This is a genomic window from Acinetobacter pittii ANC 4050 (assembly GCF_000399685.1).
GTDB classification, from domain to species: Bacteria; Pseudomonadota; Gammaproteobacteria; order Pseudomonadales; family Moraxellaceae; genus Acinetobacter; species Acinetobacter pittii_E.
In genome coordinates, this window is record NZ_KB976987.1 from 2,405,736 (window position 1) to 2,422,302 (window position 16,567).

At 41.3% G+C, this 16,567-nt stretch carries 11 protein-coding genes, 2 tRNA genes and 3 rRNA genes; 4 read left to right on the forward strand and 12 right to left on the reverse strand.

The window, feature by feature from the left end; genetic code table 11:
- Window position 1 precedes the first annotated feature (1 nt).
- The 12 genes from hisC to F931_RS15150 form a co-directional block, all read right to left on the reverse strand.
- Window positions 2–1,087, reverse strand: coding sequence for a histidinol-phosphate transaminase (hisC, locus tag F931_RS15095; RefSeq protein WP_016142148.1), 1,086 nt, complete (start codon window positions 1,085–1,087; stop codon window positions 2–4).
- A 69-nt stretch (window positions 1,088–1,156) separates the two neighbouring features.
- Window positions 1,157–2,446: a histidinol dehydrogenase gene (hisD, locus tag F931_RS15100; protein ID WP_025470377.1), complete on the reverse strand. Its 1,290-nt coding sequence runs from the start codon at window positions 2,444–2,446 to the stop codon at window positions 1,157–1,159.
- 106 nt (window positions 2,447–2,552) lie between these two features.
- Window positions 2,553–3,236: an ATP phosphoribosyltransferase gene (hisG, locus tag F931_RS15105; protein ID WP_005071248.1), complete on the reverse strand. Its 684-nt coding sequence runs from the start codon at window positions 3,234–3,236 to the stop codon at window positions 2,553–2,555.
- Window positions 3,236–4,492: a UDP-N-acetylglucosamine 1-carboxyvinyltransferase gene (gene murA / locus F931_RS15110; protein WP_016142150.1), complete on the reverse strand. Its 1,257-nt coding sequence runs from the start codon at window positions 4,490–4,492 to the stop codon at window positions 3,236–3,238. Before murA ends, hisG begins: the two co-directional genes overlap by 1 nt.
- A gap of 6 nt (window positions 4,493–4,498) precedes the next feature.
- Complete coding sequence (ibaG, locus tag F931_RS15115; RefSeq protein ID WP_002115399.1) at window positions 4,499–4,750, reverse strand: BolA family iron metabolism protein IbaG; 252 nt, start codon at window positions 4,748–4,750, stop codon at window positions 4,499–4,501.
- A 138-nt stretch (window positions 4,751–4,888) separates the two neighbouring features.
- Entirely contained in the window at window positions 4,889–5,227 is a 339-nt protein-coding gene (hpf, locus tag F931_RS15120; protein WP_016142151.1) for a ribosome hibernation-promoting factor, HPF/YfiA family, read from the reverse strand.
- Between the two features lie 167 nt (window positions 5,228–5,394).
- On the reverse strand, window positions 5,395–6,843 hold the full coding sequence (gene rpoN / locus F931_RS15125) for an RNA polymerase factor sigma-54 (protein WP_016142152.1): 1,449 nt from the start codon (window positions 6,841–6,843) through the stop codon (window positions 5,395–5,397).
- A 365-nt stretch (window positions 6,844–7,208) separates the two neighbouring features.
- Window positions 7,209–7,323 (reverse strand): 5S ribosomal RNA (rrf, locus tag F931_RS15130).
- A gap of 186 nt (window positions 7,324–7,509) precedes the next feature.
- Window positions 7,510–10,400: ribosomal RNA gene (locus F931_RS15135) — 23S ribosomal RNA — on the reverse strand.
- Window positions 10,401–10,754: 354 nt separating this feature from the next.
- Window positions 10,755–10,830 (reverse strand) — tRNA-Ala (locus F931_RS15140).
- 56 nt (window positions 10,831–10,886) lie between these two features.
- A tRNA-Ile gene (locus tag F931_RS15145) sits at window positions 10,887–10,963 on the reverse strand.
- Between the two features lie 59 nt (window positions 10,964–11,022).
- A 16S ribosomal RNA gene (locus F931_RS15150) occupies window positions 11,023–12,560 on the reverse strand.
- The 16S, 23S and 5S rRNA genes sit together here with 2 tRNA genes alongside, the layout of an rRNA operon.
- A 573-nt stretch (window positions 12,561–13,133) precedes the next feature.
- Here F931_RS15150 and F931_RS15155 point away from each other — a divergent pair.
- The 4 genes from F931_RS15155 (at window position 13,134) to F931_RS15170 (ending at window position 16,567) form a co-directional block, all read left to right on the forward strand.
- Window positions 13,134–14,012, forward strand: a complete 879-nt coding sequence (locus F931_RS15155) for an MlaA family lipoprotein (RefSeq protein WP_016142153.1) — start codon at window positions 13,134–13,136, stop codon at window positions 14,010–14,012.
- Between the two features lie 111 nt (window positions 14,013–14,123).
- Window positions 14,124–15,092, forward strand: coding sequence for an RsbU family protein phosphatase GigA (gene gigA / locus F931_RS15160; RefSeq protein ID WP_016142154.1), 969 nt, complete (start codon window positions 14,124–14,126; stop codon window positions 15,090–15,092).
- A gap of 102 nt (window positions 15,093–15,194) precedes the next feature.
- Entirely contained in the window at window positions 15,195–15,716 is a 522-nt protein-coding gene (gene gigB, locus F931_RS15165; RefSeq protein ID WP_002117273.1) for an anti-anti-sigma factor GigB, read from the forward strand.
- Window positions 15,717–15,742: 26 nt separating this feature from the next.
- Entirely contained in the window at window positions 15,743–16,567 is an 825-nt protein-coding gene (locus F931_RS15170; protein WP_016142155.1) for a carbon-nitrogen hydrolase family protein, read from the forward strand.

Consider the following 16,567-nt stretch of genomic DNA (forward strand, 5'->3'; position numbering starts at 1 on the left):
TTTAGAGAATATCTTGTTTTAATGTTTGTACTAAACGCTCATTTTGCTCGTCAGTCCCTACTGTAATCCGTAAGAATTGATTAATACGCGGCTTATTGAAATAGCGCACAATAATGCCCTGCTCACGTAATTGCTGTGCAAGTTGACCTGCATCATGCAATGAATGTGAAGCAAAAATAAAGTTCGCTTTAGATGGCAAAACTTTAAAGCCTAAAGTAGTTAAATCATCTACTAGCTTTTCACGACTAGAAATAACTTTCTGGCATTGCTCTTCAAAATAAGCTTGATCTTCAAAAGACGCTACAGCTGCTGCAATTGCAAAACGGTCAATAGGATATGAATTAAAACTATTTTTGACAGCTTCAAGAGCTGCAATTAAATGAGGCTGAGCAATCGCGAAGCCAACGCGCAAACCAGCAAGAGACCGAGATTTTGAAGTTGTTTGGCACACCACCAAATTCTCATAGCGGCTTACCAAACTAACAGCGGATTCTGCACCAAAATCAACATAAGCTTCATCAATCACAACCACTCGATTTGGATTCGCTTTTAAGATTTGTTCAATTTCTTGCAAGCCGAGGGCAATACTTGTTGGTGCATTAGGGTTCGTAATAATAACTCCCCCATTTGGTTGCACATAATCCTTAACGTCTATCTCAAAATTCTCATTGAGTGGAAGTTCTTTAGTTTTTGTTCCAAAGAACTGACTATAAACTGGATAAAAACTATAAGTGATATCTGGATACAGAATCGGTTCATCTTGAAGAAAAAATGCTTTAAAAATATGAGCAAGTACTTCATCTGAACCATTACCAACGAAAACTTGAGATACTTCAATATTCTGTTGTTTAGCAATTGCTTGCTTTAAAGCTGTTGCATCTGGATCGGGATATAAACGCAATGCATCAGCTTGTTGAGTTAAAACAGCTTGAACTGCTTCAACTACTTTTGGTGATGGTGGATATGGATTTTCATTCGTATTGAGTTTCAATAAATTCTGAATTTTAGGCTGCTCACCCGGAACATAAGGTTCCAATTCACGAACTTCTGGACTCCAAAAGCGCATTTGTGCTGTAGATAAAGTCATGGTCTTATCTCAAAAAAGGGCTGAAAATCAGCCCTGAGTAATAATTAAAAAACTACAAGGTTTATAAACTTATTGATAACGATAGCGAGCTGAGCGTGCATGGGCATCCAAGTTCTCTTGGACAGCTAATATGTCGGCTGTTTTAGCTAACGTTTTAACCCCATCTTTCGAACACATAATCAAGCTCGAACGCTTTTGGAAATCATAAACGCCTAAAGGAGAAGAAAAACGAGCTGTTCCAGAAGTTGGCAATACATGGTTTGGACCTGCACAATAGTCACCAATTGCTTCAGGTGTATAACGTCCCATGAAAATTGCTCCAGCATGACGAATATGTTCGCTCATGGCTTCGGCATCATCCAAGCAAAGTTCTAAATGCTCTGGTGCAACCTGATTAATCAATTCAATTGCTTCTGCACGGTCTTTGACTAATACCAAAGCACCACGGTTTTCAATCGAAGTTCGAGCAATATCTGCCTTTGGCAATTCATTTAAATGCTTTTCAATTGCCAACTCGACTGCATTAAGCAAAGCTTCATCTGGAGTAATAAAAATAGCTTGAGCGACTGTGTCATGTTCAGCTTGAGATAAAACATCCATAGCTAACCAATCTGCATTATTCTCACCTTCTGCATATACTAAAATTTCAGAAGGTCCAGCAATCATATCAATGCCGACTTGGCCAAATACAGCACGTTTAGCAGCTGCTACAAAACGATTCCCTGGACCAGTAATTTTATCTACAGGTGGAATCGTCTGTGTTCCATAAGCCAAAGCTGCTACAGCCTGTGCCCCACCAATAGTGAATACTCGACTAACCCCAGCAAGGTAAGCTGCCGCAAGGACCAATAGATTCAGTTCACCATTCGGTGCTGGAACAACCATAATAATTTCAGGTACACCTGCAACGTGGGCTGGCACAGCATTCATTAAAACTGAAGATGGATAAGAGGCTAAACCGCCTGGCACATAAATACCTACACGGTCTAGAGGTGTCACTTTTTGCCCTAAGGTATTGCCCAAATCATCTATATAAGTCCAGCTATCTTGCTTCTGAGCCTCATGAAATGTACGAATACGAGCTGCTGCCAACTGAAGAGCATCGCGAATTTCTGGATTTAAATTATCAAAAGCAGTTTTAAGTTGTTGTTGAGATAATTCTAAATCTGAGAATTGATGCGCTGGATGTCGATCGAACTGTTGAGTGAGCTTTAAAACATGATCATCACCATGCTGACGAACATCAGCAATAATTTGATCTACTGTTTGCACTAAATTAAGATCATTTACGGTTTCAAATGCTAAAAGCTCAGCAAAAACCTGTTTGAAGTTCTGATCTTGAGTCGATAAACGTCGCATCAATTTACCCACAAGGCGAAAAAGAAAAACCAAGTTTACTCTTTTTCTAAGCGCTTGTGGGCATCATCTGAAGCAACTATCACAAAAGCATGATGGGAAATTGCTTTTAACGTGATTGAACGGCTTGCTCAAGCTGTGAAATGATTGGATTTAATAGAGTCTGCTTACGTTTAAAACTAGCTTTATTTACAATTAAACGTGAAGAAACTTTGCAAATTTCCTCTAATGGTTCAAGACCATTTGCTCTGAGCGTATTACCAGTATCGACCACATCTACAATGTAATCACCCAACCCAACCAAAGGCGCTAACTCCATAGAACCATAGAGTTTAATTACATCAACTTGCTCACCTAAGCTTGCATAATACTGACGTGTAAGATTGACATATTTCGTGGCAATTTTTAAACGGCCTTTTGGACGCTCCATTCCCACTTTACCAGCAGTCATTAATTTACACTTAGCGATTTTCAGATCAAGTAGCTCATATACATGCTGAGCACCATGTTCCATCAACACATCTTTTCCTGCTACACCTAGATCTGCTGCGCCATTTTCTACATAAGTAGGCACATCAGATGCACGTAAAATCAAAATACGTACTTGCTTATGCGTAGTAGGAAAAATCAGTTTACGGGACTTTTCCGGATCTTCCAGCAAATTAATGCCCGCTGTAGCTAGCAAAGGTAACGTCTCTTTTAAGATACGCCCTTTACTAAGTGCCAAGGTCAAACCATGATCAAAATTGCCCATCACATCAAAATTAGGATCATCGTTTCTTACATCATTCATTAACTTACTCGCTTAATTTTGGCACCTAAACCTTGAAGTTTCTCTTCGACATGCTCATAACCACGGTCAATATGGTAGATACGATCGATTAAGGTATCTCCCTCTGCAACTAAAGCTGCCAAAACTAAAGAGAATGAAGCACGCAAATCAGTTGCCATTACAGGTGCTGCCTGTAAAGTTTCTACTCCAGTTACAATTGCATCGTGACCTTCGACCTGAATATTAGCTCCCATGCGTGATAACTCAGGAACATGCATAAAACGATTTTCAAAAATCGTTTCAGAAATCGTTGCAAATCCGCGACCGATAGCATTTACAGCCATAAGCTGAGCTTGCATATCTGTTGGAAACTCCGGATGTGGCAAAGTTCTAAAACTTACAGCCTTAGGGCGTTTGCCTAACATATCAAGCTCGATCCAGTCATCGCCACGAGTGACTTCAGCACCCATTTCTTCAAACTTATCCAAAACAGATTCAAGTAATGCAGGGTCAGTATGAGTAGTTTTGACACGACCACCGGTAATTGCAGCAGCTGCTAAATAAGAACCCGTCTCGATACGATCAGCTACAACAGCATATTCACAGCCGTGCAAACTTTCTACTCCAGTTACAACTAAAGTATCAGTATCAATACCTTCAATCTTAGCACCCATTTTAATGAGCATTTGAGCAAGGTCAGTAATCTCAGGTTCACGAGCTGCATTACGAATAGTTGTAACACCATCAGCCAGTGCAGCAGCCATCAAGATGTTTTCAGTACCACCAACGGTAACCATATCGAAAACAACTTCGCCACCTTTTAAACGACCTTCAACTGAAGCATGGACATAACCATTTTCAACTTCAATATGTGCACCTAAAGCTTCTAAGGCTTTTAGATGTTGGTCAACTGGACGTGATCCAATTGCACAACCACCTGGTAAAGAAACCTTCGCATTACCATAGCGTGCTAATAATGGTCCTAAAACCAAAATTGAGGCACGCATTGTTTTTACCAATTCATAAGGAGCAAACTGATTATCTAAAGTAGAGGTATCAGCTTTTACTGTGTCATTTTCATAGCCGATTGTAACCCCTAATCCACCAATCAACTTAACCAAAGTATTTACATCTTTAAGATTTGGAACGTTGGTAATCGTAATTGGTGAGTCTGCAAGAATAGTTGCAGCAAGTAATGGTAAAGCCGCATTTTTAGCACCAGAAATGCGCACTTCCCCTTCGAGCTTAACACCACCCGTAATTAAAAATTTATCCATTAATATTTAAGCTCCGAAAAGGCTTGCTTTACGCCATTCATCTTTGGTCATTGCACGAATTGTTACCGCGTGAACTTCGCCACTTGCAATATAAGTATTTAATGGTGCATAAACTAATTGTTGGCGAGCAACAGTACGCTTACCGTCAAATTGATCATCCACAATACGGAGGTCAAATTTTCCGGCCTGTCCGCTCACCGCTACTTCCGCTTCAGGGAAAGCTTCTTTTAAAATTTGAGTGAGCTGTTCACTATTCATTGCAAAGACCTCTGACACAACCTAAGGTGTAAAACGAAGTATTTTACTATAACTTTTTCAAAGAATTCAGTACGTGTTTATATTTTATCAATAAAAAAGAGGCTATCTTTCAAGCCTCTCTCAATTATATAAAACTTATTAAGCAGAAACAGTAACTTGCGAATAAGTACACTGCATTTTCCGATATTTTAATAATTGTTTTTTTAATTTTTCAGTCAGCTTTTTAATTGAAGTATACATGTCATCAGCAGTTGCCTGAGCAAACAACTCAATTCCCGGCAACCTTACAATAGCCTCTGCAACATGGTTTGAACTACCTTTATGAGAGCGCTTATCAATTTGATGATCTTTTGTTAATTTAATCTGCATACTATTCACCTGATCTAGATGTTTCGTTAACTGATTAAATTTTGATTTAATATTTTCTTCTATAGCTGGTGTAATTGCTAAATGATGTCCACGAATCGTTATTTGCATAATTCTATCCCTCACCTTTTTTAGGTTATCTAAAGAAGAACCAAAACGATTTAATGCTATCAAAAAGAAAACTTGGGACAATTAAACCATTTTAGTTACTCTCTTGGTGAAAATGAAATTTCATTATTTCGTCATAATGAATTCCTAGAATAGTCATACTTCAAAATTCAGATCAAGACTTTTCTCTCAGACGACGAAGGAATATGTAACGATTCTCGATATTTTGCAACCGTTCTTCGAGCCACTTCAATTCCCTCCTCCTTTAATAATGTAGCAATTACATTATCTGACAAAGGCTTACGTGGATTTTCATTTGCAACCAGTTTCTTGATCATTGCACGAATCGCAGTAGAAGAAGCCTCTCCCCCCGTAGTTGTTCCTACATGGCTAGAGAAAAAATATTTCAACTCAAACAGACCACGAGGCGTAAGCATATACTTATTTGTAGTGACCCGAGAAACTGTAGATTCATGCAATTCAACCTCTTCCGCCACATCTCGAAGAACAAGCGGCTTCATTGCCTCAGGACCTATCTCCAAAAAGGCTTTTTGATGCTCCACAATACAAGAAGCTACTTTTAATAATGTTTTATGCCTTTCATCAATACTTTTAATAAAATTTTTCGCCTCAAGCATTTGATTACGTAAATATAAATTATCCTCGCTCTGATCTGCTCTACGAATCATACTCGAGTAAAAAGAATTAATTCGTAATTTAGGAAGTACATCTGGGTTTAGCTGAACCTGCCAATGTAAATCTTTTTTTGAAACGACTACATCTGGAATTTGATAATCAGATTCTTGCTTATCAAAATCCATACCAGGATATGGTTTTAATGTCTTTAAAAGGTCGATTGCAAATTTTAGTTGGTCTCTCGTTAGGCCTGTTTGTTTGAGTAGCTTATTTAGGTCATTTGCTATTAAAAGCTCATAATGCTGCAATAAGCTTTTTGCCTCGCTTAAGTACTCAACATCTTTTGGTAGAAATTCGAGCTGTACCTTTAAGCATTCCGCTAAATTGCGTGAACCAATCCCTAATGGATCAAGACGTTGAATATGCTTCAAAACAACTAGAACTTCATCCTCTTCAATTTCTTCCCCAATATCCATTTCATTTAACAATTGTTGTGCTGCTAAAATTATTTCTTCTATTTCAGCATCTAAGAACCCTTTATCATCTAATGCATCAACGATACAATAAGCAATTAATTGATCTATTTTAGAGAAATGCAAAAGATTAACTTGCTCTAAAATATGTTCCTTTAGAGATAATTGAACTTGACGATTATCCTCTCGCTCCTCAAATTCTGGAGTAGCTAAAGCCGTTGATTGATGTGTATAAACATCATCCCAATCGGTATCGACTGGCAAATCATCAGGCAAATGGTTTGCATTTAGTTCAGTTGTCAAATCATCTGATTCTTTACTTTCTAATGTAGACAGACTTTCCGTTAATGACTCTTCTTCTATTTTTTCAAGTAACGGATTACTATCTAATTGAATCTGAATTTCCTGTTCTAGCTCTAAACTAGAGAGTTGTAATAAACGAATCGCCTGCTGCAATTGAGGTGTTAACGATAAAGAATTCGCAACTTTCAATCCAACAGATAATTTCATATATTTTAGTTTCCATTAAACAAGCAAAAATCATGCCTATTCAATATTTATAACATATAGTCTCCATTTGTTATACATATCCAACTGAATTTTCTAGAAGAAAAAATAGATTTTTCCAATTATAAAAATAATCTTATTAAATTAATTCTATCAAACATAATTCCAAAGAAAGTAGACACAACTCTTTATGAAAAATTTAATTAAAAAAGTTAGGCCTTTTCTATTTCTTCTTATTAATTACCCTTTCTCCTTATAGTTTTTTATTGAATTTAAAGATTTAATCCATAAATCTCATTTAGATTTTTAAAATCTTATAGATATAAAAAAACACCCCTGACCATTGAGTCTGGGGTGTTTGAATAATGAGCTGGCGATGACTTACTCTCACATGGGTAACCCCACACTACCATCAGCGCTAAGAGGTTTCACTTCTGAGTTCGGGAAGGGATCAGGTGGTTCACTCTTGCTATGGTCGCCAGCACAACTGGTATGGATACTTGCTTCGTTTTATTCACATGGTGATACGTTGCGTTTTCCAAATCTTTACAGATGGGCTGATTGAATCTTACTTTATCTGTTCATTTTAGCTAAGCGTTTAACTAAATCAAGTTGCTTTGCATGTTTATGAATCGATTGATGCTTCATATACAACTGCTTGGGTGTTGTATAGTCAAGCCTCACGAGCAATTAGTATTGGTCAGCTTCACATATCACTATGCTTCCACATCCAACCTATCAACGTCCTAGTCTCGAACGGCTCTTTAGAGGAATAAATTCCTAGGGAAATCTTATCTTGAGGTAGGCTTCCCGCTTAGATGCTTTCAGCGGTTATCCCTTCCGAACATAGCTACCCGGCGATGCGACTGGCGTCACAACCGGTACACCAGAGGTTCGTCCACTCTGGTCCTCTCGTACTAGGAGCAGATCCTCTCAAATTTCCAGCGCCCACGGTAGATAGGGACCGAACTGTCTCACGACGTTCTAAACCCAGCTCGCGTACCTCTTTAAATGGCGAACAGCCATACCCTTGGGACCTGCTTCAGCCCCAGGATGAGATGAGCCGACATCGAGGTGCCAAACACCGCCGTCGATATGAACTCTTGGGCGGTATCAGCCTGTTATCCCCAGAGTACCTTTTATCCGTTGAGCGATGGCCCTTCCATACAGAACCACCGGATCACTAAGACCTACTTTCGTACCTGCTCGACTTGTGGGTCTCGCAGTTAAGCGCGCTTTTGCCTTTATACTCTACGCGTGATTTCCGACCACGCTGAGCGCACCTTCGTACTCCTCCGTTACTCTTTAGGAGGAGACCGCCCCAGTCAAACTACCCACCAGACACGGTCCTCGTCCCGGATAACGGGACAGAGTTAGAACCTCAACATTACCAGGGTGGTATTTCAAGGACGGCTCCATTGGAACTAGCGTTCCAACTTCAAAGCCTCCCACCTATCCTACACAAGTAAGGTCAAAGTTCAGTGTCAAGCTGCAGTAAAGGTTCACGGGGTCTTTCCGTCTAGCCGCGGGTACACTGCATCTTCACAGCGATTTCGATTTCACTGAGCCTCTGCTGGAGACAGCGCCGCCATCATTATGCCATTCGTGCAGGTCGGAACTTACCCGACAAGGAATTTCGCTACCTTAGGACCGTTATAGTTACGGCCGCCGTTTACTGGGGCTTCGATCAAGAGCTTCGCTTACGCTAACCCCATCAATTAACCTTCCAGCACCGGGCAGGCATCACACCCTATACGTCCACTTTCGTGTTTGCAGAGTGCTATGTTTTTAATAAACAGTTGCAGCGGCCTGGTTTCTGCGGCTGTCGTCAGCTCAGGAAGCAAGTTCCATCACCAACAACAGCGTACCTTCTCCCGAAGTTACGGTACCATTTTGCCTAGTTCCTTCAGCAGAGTTCTCTCAAGCGCCTTGGTCTACTCGACCTGACCACCTGTGTCGGTTTCGGGTACGATTCCTGTGTAACTGAAGCTTAGAGACTTTTCCTGGAAGCATGGTATCAGCCACTTCGCTGTACAAGTACAGCTTGCTATCGGATCTCAGTATAGAGTACCCCGGATTTGCCTAAGATACATACCTACATCCTTCCACCTGGACAACCAACGCCAGGCTGACTTAACCTTCTCCGTCCTCTCATCGCATTACACAGAAGTATTGGAATATTAACCAATTTCCCATCGACTACGCCTTTCGGCCTCGCCTTAGGGGTCGACTCACCCAGCCCCGATTAACGTTGGACTGGAACCCTTGGTCTTTCGGCGAACGGGTTTTTCACCCGTTTTGTCGTTACTCACGTCAGCATTCGCACTTCTGATACCTCCAGCATACTTCTCAATACACCTTCATCGGCTTACAGAACGCTCCCCTACCACTTGACTAATGTCAAATCCGCAGCTTCGGCACATAGTTTTAGCCCCGTTACATCTTCCGCGCAGGCCGACTCGACTAGTGAGCTATTACGCTTTCTTTAAAGGGTGGCTGCTTCTAAGCCAACCTCCTAGCTGTCTATGCCTTCCCACATCGTTTCCCACTTAACTATGATTTTGGGGCCTTAGCTGGCGGTCTGGATTGTTTTCCTCTTGACTACGGACGTTAGCACCCGCAGTCTGTCTCCCGGATAGTACTCATAGGTATTCGGAGTTTGCATCGGTTTGGTAAGTCGGGATGACCCCCTAGCCGAAACAGTGCTCTACCCCCTATGGTATTCGTCCGAGGCGCTACCTAAATAGCTTTCGGGGAGAACCAGCTATCACCAGGCTTGATTAGCCTTTCACCCCTATCCACAAGTCATCCCCTGGCTTTTCAACGACAGTGGGTTCGGTCCTCCAGTTAGTGTTACCCAACCTTCAACCTGCTCATGGATAGATCGCCTGGTTTCGGGTCTATACCCAGCAACTAAACGCCCTATTAAGACTCGGTTTCCCTACGGCTCCCCTATACGGTTAACCTTGCTACTGAATATAAGTCGCTGACCCATTATACAAAAGGTACGCAGTCACACCACGAAGGTGCTCCCACTGCTTGTATGCATGCGGTTTCAGGATCTATTTCACTCCCCTCACAGGGGTTCTTTTCGCCTTTCCCTCACGGTACTGGTTCACTATCGGTCAGTCAGGAGTATTTAGCCTTGGAGGATGGTCCCCCCATATTCAGACAAGGTTTCACGTGCCTCGCCCTACTCGTCATCATTATGTGTGCCCTTTCGTGTACGGGAATATCACCCTCTACGTTCGCACTTCCCAGAGCGTTCCACTAAAACACACATAACTTAATGGGCTGATCCCCGTTCGCTCGCCGCTACTGAGGGAATCTCAATTGATTTCTTTTCCTAAGGGTACTGAGATGTTTCACTTCCCCTCGTTCGCCTTGCAACACTATGTATTCATGTTGCAATACCTACCTTAAAGTAGGTGGGTTTCCCCATTCAGAAATCTCCGGATCAAAGGATATTTGCCGCCTCCCCGGAGCTTATCGCAGGCTATTACGTCTTTCATCGCCTCTGACTGCCAAGGCATCCACCACATGCACTTAATTACTTGACTATACAACCCCAAACAGTCGTCAACACCTACAAGTGAGTGTTGTCCGTGCGATTCTTCATCGCTACTATCTGTTGTCTGTGTACTTAAACACTGTACAGCTTCAATCTAAATTCATATACCAAAACGCTTGATTCAGTTAATTTGCTAGTTCTCAATTCATTCAGATTAATTGCTTAATCTAAACTCTTGAGTGAACAATTTATTTCAGACTCAATTTTGCCAATCTGTTAATGAATAAACATGCCTTCGTCAGGTCATGCTTAATACCGTGATACTTAAATCACAGAAGTTAATAAACCAAGATCATATAATCTCTATTTACTAATTTCTGTAATCCGAACTTCTCTTAAGTTCTGGTGGAGACTAGGAGAGTCGAACTCCTGACCTCCTGCGTGCAAAGCAGGCGCTCTACCAACTAAGCTAAGTCCCCAGCTTACATCATCAGTCATGTATCTTTTTATCTATAACTTTAACCAGTCAAAGTCATGGTGGGTCTGACAAGACTTGAACTTGTGACCCCACGCTTATCAAGCGTGTGCTCTAACCAACTGAGCTACAGACCCTCAGATACATCTATGAAGAACAACTTGTTGTGGATTCTTACCAATCGTCAATCTTTCGTTAAGGAGGTGATCCAGCCGCAGGTTCCCCTACGGCTACCTTGTTACGACTTCACCCCAGTCATCGGCCACACCGTGGTAACCGCCCTCTTTGCAGTTAGGCTAGCTACTTCTGGTGCAACAAACTCCCATGGTGTGACGGGCGGTGTGTACAAGGCCCGGGAACGTATTCACCGCGGCATTCTGATCCGCGATTACTAGCGATTCCGACTTCATGGAGTCGAGTTGCAGACTCCAATCCGGACTACGATCGGCTTTTTGAGATTAGCATCCTATCGCTAGGTAGCAACCCTTTGTACCGACCATTGTAGCACGTGTGTAGCCCTGGCCGTAAGGGCCATGATGACTTGACGTCGTCCCCGCCTTCCTCCAGTTTGTCACTGGCAGTATCCTTAAAGTTCCCGACATTACTCGCTGGCAAATAAGGAAAAGGGTTGCGCTCGTTGCGGGACTTAACCCAACATCTCACGACACGAGCTGACGACAGCCATGCAGCACCTGTATGTAAGTTCCCGAAGGCACCAATCCATCTCTGGAAAGTTCTCACTATGTCAAGGCCAGGTAAGGTTCTTCGCGTTGCATCGAATTAAACCACATGCTCCACCGCTTGTGCGGGCCCCCGTCAATTCATTTGAGTTTTAGTCTTGCGACCGTACTCCCCAGGCGGTCTACTTATCGCGTTAGCTGCGCCACTAAAGCCTCAAAGGCCCCAACGGCTAGTAGACATCGTTTACGGCATGGACTACCAGGGTATCTAATCCTGTTTGCTCCCCATGCTTTCGCACCTCAGCGTCAGTGTTAGGCCAGATGGCTGCCTTCGCCATCGGTATTCCTCCAGATCTCTACGCATTTCACCGCTACACCTGGAATTCTACCATCCTCTCCCACACTCTAGCTAACCAGTATCGAATGCAATTCCCAAGTTAAGCTCGGGGATTTCACATTTGACTTAATTAGCCGCCTACGCGCGCTTTACGCCCAGTAAATCCGATTAACGCTTGCACCCTCTGTATTACCGCGGCTGCTGGCACAGAGTTAGCCGGTGCTTATTCTGCGAGTAACGTCCACTATCTGAAGGTATTAACTTCAGTAGCCTCCTCCTCGCTTAAAGTGCTTTACAACCATAAGGCCTTCTTCACACACGCGGCATGGCTGGATCAGGCTTGCGCCCATTGTCCAATATTCCCCACTGCTGCCTCCCGTAGGAGTCTGGGCCGTGTCTCAGTCCCAGTGTGGCGGATCATCCTCTCAGACCCGCTACAGATCGTCGCCTTGGTAGGCCTTTACCCCACCAACTAGCTAATCCGACTTAGGCTCATCTATTAGCGCAAGGTCCGAAGATCCCCTGCTTTCTCCCGTAGGACGTATGCGGTATTAGCATTCCTTTCGAAATGTTGTCCCCCACTAATAGGCAGATTCCTAAGCATTACTCCCCCGTCCGCCGCTAAGATCAGTAGCAAGCTACCTCTCTCCGCTCGACTTGCATGTGTTAAGCCTGCCGCCAGCGTTCAATCTGAGCCATGATCAAACTCTTCAGTTAAAATCATTTTGCACCTTATTTAAAGACAAGGTGCCAATTCTGGCTCATCAATTACTGACTTAAATTTCGCTCAAATAAACTTCGAGTAATTTAAACCAATCAATCAATGAAAATTATTTCGATTAATCAACCAGTAAAAATCCACACAAGTTGTTCTTCAATTCTCTTAATGATCTTCTTCCTGGTTCGTCACCAGCAAGCTAGGTCGGCTATATTACTCTTAATCTCTTAAAAGTCAACAGGTAATTTCGATATTTTTAAAACTTAATCTCAAAACCAACTTCTCATCAAATTCATCGCTTAAAGCAACCAACTTAATCACAAGTAACTGTTTTTCAACAAGTTTCTATCTGCATCACCGCCGATGGATGTGCATTATAGACCATCCCATCCCCTTTGCAACCCCTTTTTTAATTTAATATTATCACTTGGCTAATTTTTAGGCTTTTTAGCATTTTATCTATATTATTTGATCAATTTTACATTGATAATAGATTATCAGTTTTGTATTAAAGCATATCTCCACCCAACTGCACATTTAAGTATTAGCCTGGCTGGCGGTTAAGGAATTATATGAATTATTCTAATTTAATTTTACTCAGCGTATTATCTGTAGGTGTTTGTACCTCTATATATGCTCAAGAAAATACTATAAGTGAATCTTCTGATGCTAGCTCACTAGAAGAAACAGCACCTGCTCATCCGCGCTCACAAATTATTAAAGATTTAAAAAATATTAAAGTTAAAGATTTAAAAATTAATGCGAACGCAGCACAACCAGATCCTGTAAAAGATCCATTGCAATCATTAAATCGTCCAATTTATTCATTTAACGATATGTTGGATCGAAATTTTTTGCGCCCAGTTGCAGTTCAATATAGAGAGAAAACTCCAGAAGATGTTCGTGGTTCTTATCGCCAATTCCGTAAAAATCTAGGAGAACCTTGGAATGCGGTTAACCAGCTTATTCAAGGTCGTCCTGGTCGTGCAGCGAAAACTTTAGGCCGATTTACTATTAATACTTTAACGACTCTTGGTTTAGCTGACCCTGCCAGCCGTTTAGGTTTACCGACTGAAGAAGAGAATTTTGGTGTAACCCTCGGTTACTATGGCGTCCCTTCTGGCCCATTCCTTATGTTACCTTTTTTCGGTCCGAGTACCTTGCGTGATGGTTTCGGTTTAGCAGTAGATGCTCAAGCTCGCCCACAGAAATACATTATGGAAGATCAAGATGGTCTTTATTGGTCGAGTAATATGTTACAAGCTGTTGATACTCGTGCTCAGTATCTAGATTTAGATCAAACCTTACAGGGTGATCAATATGCCATGATTCGAGACTTATATCTCCAACGTAAAGCATTCCAAATTGCAGAGAAGAAAGGCGACTCAGCTGATGTATCTTTCATAGATGATGATTCAGACGATACTCCAGATGAGGATCAAAACCCTTAAAAGATGAAATCAAGGTATTGCTCGGATTAAGAGTTCAGCAATACCTTGATTTTGATCATACATACTCTATGATGAATAAAGTGATCATATAAAAGGACTACCATATCTTCTATGTATTTTATTAAACCGACACGCTCTATCCCTTATTTAGAGCAAGCTTTGGATAAACTGCCAGGCTTACAAGTCATTAACATAGATGATTTAGATTTATATGATCCAACCATCATTGCAATAGCAGATGTACAAGATTTTCTGTCTTATAAATGGAATTTACCCACCATTGTCATTGCTTTTGAACATGAAGGGAGCGCTTTAGCTCAAGCATGGGAAGCCGGTGCTCTTGCAGGTTGGGTATGGAATCAATTACCTAACGATTTAAATAAAGCATTAACAAGAATTGATGCTCAATATAAGCGTAACCAAGATAGTCGTGATTTACCTTCAGCTGCTGAACTGCAAAAACGATTACTGCCTAATCCAATTGATTTATTAAATTATGAAGTCGAAACTTTCTTTCAGCCTTCAGCTTATCTTTCCGGTGATTGGTATGACTACTGGAAATTAAATGATAAAGAAGTTTTATTTTATCTTGCCGATGTTTCAGGACATGGTGTAACCAGTAGTTTATTAACATCATGGATGGCAGCTTTCCATGGTCGCTCAAAAACCCCAAGACAATTAATAAAAAAATTAAATGGAATGTTGGTTCAAGAGAATATTGAAAAGCACATTACGATTGTGGTGGGTATTTTAAACCTAGAAACACATACGCTTCGCTGGTCAAGTGCGGGCCACTACCCTCCTCCTATCATTTTTGAACCGAATCAAGCTCCCAAAATTCTAACAACAAGTAGTTTTCCATTAGGCTTAACCGATGAACTTGAAGTTGAAGAGCATATTTGTACATTAAATCATCAATCCCGCTTTATTGTTTGCTCAGATGGAGCACTTGAACCTTTTGATGGTGGTTTAAATGATCAGTTCCAACAATTGGTTCATCATTTGCAAAATCAATCATTTCAAGCACCTGATCATGTGGCTGATGATATTGCCATCTTTAGTCTTTGTCGAATGAATTAATTTACGAATCAATTAATTACATAATATACGACTTAAGGACTCTTGAGTCTGAGATGGCACTATGTGATAATTTTTCTATCCTTCTCTGAAAATGGCATTTATATGTCAACAGGTCATGTTGAATATGCAAGTTTAAATGGAACGCATATTTTCAAACTTATTGGTGAAGTGCGAGCCCATTCTTGTATAAGTCTAGACAAACTTTTAAACAGAATTGAACAGCAAGAGAATGTTGTTGGTGCAATCGTTGATTTAACCCAAACAACATTTATTGATAGTACAGTATTAGGCATCCTGGCTAAGCTAGGTTTAAAGCTTAAACAAACTCATCATATTCAAGCTGTGATGCTATCTACCAATCCAGATATCACAACCTTAGCCAACAGTATGGGGCTAGGGCAGGTTTTTGTCATTTTGAATTATTGTGGCGATCCTAACGTTTGCACATTAACGTTAACTGATGAACAAATCACTCATAATGCAATGCTAAGAACGGTTCTGGATGCACATAAGACATTGATGAAACTCAATGCAAACAATCAGAACATGTTTGAGCCACTTGTGAAGCAGTTACAGAAAGAACAAGATACGCTTGAACAGGTATCTGACAAGCAAAATGCCTGATTTCTCCTATTAAGCCGGACTAGAATATGACCCTTGTTTCTGTTGCTCAAATGAACTCTCAAGATGATATTGAAAATAATTTTCAAGTCATTGAGTCTTTGATTCAACAAAGTAAGGCGCAAAATGCCAGCTTAATTGTTTTCCCTGAAAACTTTGTATGTTTTGCTGCTGGGAAACAGCGTGAAACAGCTGAGCAGTTTGAGTCTATTCAGCAGAGGCTTGAAAAACTAGCACACCAATATCAAATCTGGATTATAGCCGGTACTTTACCATGCCCATTTCGTCCAGATGGTTCCACCATTCAAGATGGTCGAGTCCGAACTGTTAGTCTTTGTATTAGCCCTGAGCGTACAGAAGCACGTTATGACAAGATCCATTTATTTGATGTACAAGTGGGTGATGCTGTCGGTGGTTATCAGGAGTCTCGTTTCTTTGAACCCGGGACAGACGTAGTAGTCACATCTACTCCTTTTGGCAATATCGGCTTAATGGTATGTTATGACTTACGTTTTCCAGAGCTTGCTCTCACCCTGAGACAACAAGGCGCTCATATTCTTACTGCTCCTGCTGCGTTTACCTATACAACTGGACAAATGCACTGGCAGCTTTTGCTACAGGCTCGGGCAATGGATAGCCAATGTTATGTTTTAGGTGCAGCACAACAGGGCTGGCATGGTGAAAAACGACAAACTTGGGGACACTCTGGGGCAACAGATAGTCGTGGTCAAATTTTAAGTATGGTTGGATATGAAGGGAATGGCTTAATCACTGTACCTTTTGACCTAACAGCACAAGAACTCGTCCGCTCTTCAATGCCTCTAATGACACACCGTAAATTGATTCAATATTAA

What these genes read in the sequence shown, in the direction of transcription:
- hisD (WP_025470377.1), bottom strand. Translation starts at nt 2,446, where the DNA reads ATGCGACGTTTATCGACTCAAGATCAGAACTTCAAACAGGTTTTTGCT.
- F931_RS15170 (WP_016142155.1), top strand. Translation starts at nt 15,743, where the DNA reads ATGACCCTTGTTTCTGTTGCTCAAATGAACTCTCAAGATGATATTGAA.
- hisC (WP_016142148.1), bottom strand. Translation starts at nt 1,087, where the DNA reads ATGACTTTATCTACAGCACAAATGCGCTTTTGGAGTCCAGAAGTTCGT.
- murA (WP_016142150.1), bottom strand. Translation starts at nt 4,492, where the DNA reads ATGGATAAATTTTTAATTACGGGTGGTGTTAAGCTCGAAGGGGAAGTG.
- hisG (WP_005071248.1), bottom strand. Translation starts at nt 3,236, where the DNA reads ATGAATGATGTAAGAAACGATGATCCTAATTTTGATGTGATGGGCAAT.
- F931_RS15155 (WP_016142153.1), top strand. Translation starts at nt 13,134, where the DNA reads ATGAATTATTCTAATTTAATTTTACTCAGCGTATTATCTGTAGGTGTT.
- rpoN (WP_016142152.1), bottom strand. Translation starts at nt 6,843, where the DNA reads ATGAAATTATCTGTTGGATTGAAAGTTGCGAATTCTTTATCGTTAACA.
- hpf (WP_016142151.1), bottom strand. Translation starts at nt 5,227, where the DNA reads ATGCAAATAACGATTCGTGGACATCATTTAGCAATTACACCAGCTATA.
- gigA (WP_016142154.1), top strand. Translation starts at nt 14,124, where the DNA reads ATGTATTTTATTAAACCGACACGCTCTATCCCTTATTTAGAGCAAGCT.
- gigB (WP_002117273.1), top strand. Translation starts at nt 15,195, where the DNA reads ATGTCAACAGGTCATGTTGAATATGCAAGTTTAAATGGAACGCATATT.
- ibaG (WP_002115399.1), bottom strand. Translation starts at nt 4,750, where the DNA reads ATGAATAGTGAACAGCTCACTCAAATTTTAAAAGAAGCTTTCCCTGAA.